General features: G+C 64.0%; 4 protein-coding genes. 1 reads left to right on the top strand and 3 read right to left on the bottom strand.

Annotated features, from left to right (window positions below):
- Positions 1-618: 618 nt before the first annotated feature.
- Positions 619-1,491, bottom strand: a complete 873-nt coding sequence (locus tag GPT33_RS17440; RefSeq protein WP_296811573.1) for an alpha/beta fold hydrolase — start codon at positions 1,489-1,491, stop codon at positions 619-621.
- Between the two features lie 503 nt (positions 1,492-1,994).
- On the opposite strand from GPT33_RS17440, the gene GPT33_RS17435 reads away from it, so the two are divergent.
- Entirely contained in the window at positions 1,995-2,324 is a 330-nt protein-coding gene (locus tag GPT33_RS17435) for a hypothetical protein (RefSeq protein ID WP_296811570.1), read from the top strand.
- Positions 2,325-2,462: 138 nt separating this feature from the next.
- Here GPT33_RS17435 and hda read toward each other — a convergent pair whose 3' ends face one another.
- A complete protein-coding gene (gene hda / locus GPT33_RS17430) occupies positions 2,463-3,167 on the bottom strand; it encodes a DnaA regulatory inactivator Hda (protein ID WP_296811567.1) in 705 nt (234 codons plus the stop codon).
- 34 nt (positions 3,168-3,201) lie between these two features.
- Positions 3,202-3,801, bottom strand: coding sequence for an NAD(P)H:quinone oxidoreductase (wrbA, locus tag GPT33_RS17425; RefSeq protein WP_296811564.1), 600 nt, complete (start codon positions 3,799-3,801; stop codon positions 3,202-3,204).
- Positions 3,802-4,174 lie beyond the last annotated feature (373 nt).

The raw sequence follows: 4,174 nt of genomic DNA, 5'->3' as shown, positions 1-4,174 counted from the left end.
TTCGGAAGCGGGCTTCGCTCCTGATCCTCCTGCTCTGATTGAGAGCTAAAGGAATTCAGATGAGATTGTCGATCTTGCGATGCCCCAGCAGCAGCTGGACGGCACGCAAGTTCTTGGTCTGACGGTAGATCAATGTCGCCTTGGTCCGACGCAGCGAGTGCGTCCCCTTACTCCTGCGGATCAGCGCCCATGAGTCCGATCCATCGCTTGACGATGCGCGCGTACTGACGGGCGGACAAGTGCGGTGAGCCGCTCTGCCGACTGGGGAAGAGATAATCCGCGCTTTGTCCGACTGCCACCGATTCCGCCAGGGCAGCCGGATCCAATCGCCGGATGTGGAGACCACGCGTACGGTGGTGTCGGAGGGCTGACGGGTGCAATTGCGTCAGCCCGACCCGATCCTATCGGGGGCATGTTTCCCGCGTCACCGGATCGCCGACTCGATTCCGACCGCCCTCCAGCACATATAGACAGTGCCCGTCGTGAACGCCGCTGCGCTCGAGCAAAGTATCGAACGAGCCGTTCGAATCGCGCTCGCAGCAAGGGGTGGAGCATGTGCGTTCCCCCCGGATGCTCGTGATGGACGCCGTTCGCCGCGGGCGGCGCGCTTGGGATCGCCTATCCCGGTGCCGGAACCGCGAGGGCGCACTGGTGCTCGAGAAACCCCAGCAAGGCGCCGACATGGTCCTCGATGCGATCGACGGAATCATGATCGGCGCCATCGATCTCCAGGAGACCCACATGCGTCCCGGAGGAGTGCGCATGGATTAAGCGTGCATCGTCCACGGGAACCACGCGATCGGCTCGGCCGTGCACCAGCAAGACAGGACAGGAGATGCGGGTAACCGTGTTCATGGGTGCGATCGAGTCGAAGCGGTGTCCGATGAGCCATTCCACGTAGCGGATGACCCCGTAGACAATCGGAGCAGGCAGGTGCAGGTGACGCACCGATGCCTTGGTCACGCGGGCGGGATGGGCGAATGCGGCGATGCTGATCACGGCCGCGATGTCCGGGTTGCGCGATGCCTCGAACAGGGCGGCACCTGCCCCGACGGAGTGTCCGAGCACGGCGACACAGCCCGCCCGGCCGGGGTGGTGCCGCTTGAGCCAGGCGATGGCCATCCCGAGATCCTCGGCAAACCGCGGCAGGGAGGAGAAGGTATCGGCGTCGCTCTCGCCGTGATTGCGGGCATCGAAGAGCAAGACGTTGAATCCAGCCTGTTGAAAGGGGGATGCCAGAGGCAGCATCAGCTCGGCGTTGCCGCCCCATCCGTGCAGGACAACGAGGGTCCGTGTCGAGTCCGCTGCCGGAATCAGCCAGCCGAAGAGGGATCGGCGTCGTACCGTCGGGATGCGAACCGCCTCGAAGTCGAGGCCGGCGTCCGCAGGCGTGCCGATTTCGCGGAGCCGCGGTGCGCGAAAGCCCAAGTGCACCCCGGCGGGGATTGCGGCAGCGGCCAAAATGGCGAAGAGACTCAGGGTCGTGAGCACGTCTGTCGAATTCCGATACGGATTGGAAGATTGCGCCCGAACCGTCGACCTTGTCCGGTCGTCGTCAGCGCACAGCGTTCAGTAGTGGGGAAAATGATGGCGTCGGCCTGCCTTTCCAAATGCTCCAGCCGAGACGCATCTCTTTTTGTGCGAGTTGCCCGCGATCCGGCGGTCTCGGGTGCGGGACCGACGGTCTTGGCATAGACTGAAGAGAACACACTCATGCCCTCGAGCGCGTTGCGAACGACGGGACCGATACCGGGCGCGCACCCTCGATACGGAGATCTGCGGAGTCGTCGTGAGTGGCGCCCTGCTCATTTTCATCGCCGAGCCAGAGGGCGTCGCCTGCGTCCTCCGGACAGGAGTTCAACATGTTTCATGTCTCCCGCCCAAGGCTTCACGGTTTACTTGCTGCCGGGTTCTTCCTGCTCCTTCCTCCTCCTCATGCCGCTCTCGGCGCATCCGCTTTTTCGGGGCCGGATTGGGATGCATGCCGCGATCGCGTGATCGCGAACCTCGAGGCCGCCGGTTTGCGGGATTTCGGGGATGTGAGCGCCTATACGGGTGCGACCGGTACGGGCGCGCTCCAGGCGGTCATCGAACAATGCGGTTATCGCTCAGAACGCATCGGGCCGGCCTTTTGCGATGACCTCTACGAGCAGGTCTATGCGGCCTGTCGCGAGGATGGCTTCGAGGGCATGAGCATGGCCGCGACGTCCTGGGTTCTGATCTTTGATCCGGAAGGACCGCTTGTTGAACGGTTGAGGAGGGTCTGCACACAGCCGGCGACGATCGATCGGGCGCGGTTCGGTCGTCTGATCTGTAGGGAGTGATGCCTTCGAAGGCCTGTCCGGGCCTGCAGCGGCGATGTCGCCCGACGGCGACTCGCGACCTGCGATTCAGACCGTCGGTCGTCGATTCGCCGGGTCGTTACGCCGGGCCGGATCGGGATGCCGCGAGCGCATAGCCGGTCAGTTCCCACCGCGCATGATGCGACGCACCAGCGGAATGCTTGGTTGGCGTTGCTCGCGCAAACTAGCTTCATCGATTCGCTCAATCAGGGCGACCAGCGAGCCGGGATCGCGGGCATAGTTGTTCATGATGTAGCGCGCGGTTTCCTGTCCCAGCCGCATCCCGAACTCCGCGGCGATCTCCGTGAGCAAGCGCTCGCAATCCGCGTCGCTCAGCGGCAGCAGACAGTAGCGCGGCCCCCATTGAAGGCGCGAGCATAGATCCGCCAGGCCAAGTCCCAGGCCGTCCGGGGCTGAGCTCCCCGCGATCAGAAGCGCGCAACCCTTCGCGCGCGCCCGATTGAACATATCGAACAAGGCGACCTCCCACTCCGGCTTGCCGGCGATGGCCTGCACATCGTCGATCGCCAATAGCTCGCGGCTCTCCAGGTCGTCGAAGATCGATGGCATCAGTCCGGTCTCGCCGAGCGGGATGTACTGAGCTGTTCGGGCCCGTTGGATCGCCGCATGACAAGCGCCCTGCAGGAGATGGGTTTTGCCCGTCGATGTGCCTCCGAACAGAAACACGTAAGGCTCGCCGGCCCCGGACGCCAGTGTCGCAACCGCGGCGAGTGCCTCTGCATTCGGGCCGGCACGGTAGTCCGCGAGCGTCGGCTCGCGGATCAGCGTAATCGGCAGATGCAGTTGCCCGGGATGGTCGGTCACGGTTCCGCCTGTTCGGGTATGCGGGCCGGGCGCGTCAGCCAGCCCGGCGCGAAAGTGCTGCGGCGGTCTCGGCGAGCCGACGGCCCAGGGCTAGACAAAGACGCTTTTCCTCGTCGGTGACCGGGAGGGCGCTGTCCGGTCCGGCCAGGTGCGAGGGACCGTAGGGCGTGCCGCCGGAACGGGTGTGCAGCAGGTCAGCCTCGGTGTAGGGGAGCCCCATCAACAGCATCCCGTGGTGAAGCAAGGGGATCATCATGCTGAGCAGGGTGGCTTCTTGACCCCCATGCAGACTGGATGTCGAGGTAAAGACTCCGGCGGGTTTTCCGGAAAGGGCCCCGGCGAGCCACAGACTGCTGGTTCCGTCGAGGAAATACTTCATCGGGGCGGCCATATTTCCGAATCGAGTGGGGCTGCCGAGGGCAAGGCCGGCGCAGCCGCGTAGGTCGTCTTGGTCGGCATAGGGTGCACCGGAGGTCGGGATGCTGTCCTCGCTCGCTTCGCAGACGGTCGAGACTGCTGGAACGGTTCGCAGGCGCGCTTCCAGGCCGCCGGCCTCGACGCCGCGTCCGACATGATGGGCCATCTCGGCGGTGGCGCCGTAACGACTGTAATAGAGGACGAGGATGTAGCTCATGAACGATCAGTCTCCGAAAAGGCAGGCTCGGATGCGCAGATTGGGGTTGGACCTGCGCTCGGCATGATGTTGACGACGTGGGTCCGCGGCTAGTCTAAACCGCGTTCGTGATGAAGACCGATGTTTCGTCGATGTACGTCGCCCGCTCAAAACCGGGATGCGTCGGCATTGAACTGTCGAGCCGAAGTGGCGAGAATCAGCCGACCCCGCGCCGGTGTTGACCCGGTTTCGGAAACCTTGGGAGGAGGCACGACAAAAATGGCTCAAACGCTTTCGCGTGATGGTCGGCGACAGCTTCGACTGCTGTTCATCCTGCTCGTTGTGTATGCGGTTGCGGTCGGTGCTGCAACCCGCGACCCGGCTCAGTACTTCT

This window comes from Thiocapsa sp. (genome assembly GCF_011390875.1).
GTDB lineage: Bacteria > Pseudomonadota > Gammaproteobacteria > Chromatiales > Chromatiaceae > Thiocapsa.
Note: the sequence above shows the minus strand (reverse complement) of the source record. Positions and strands in the feature narration are given on the sequence as shown.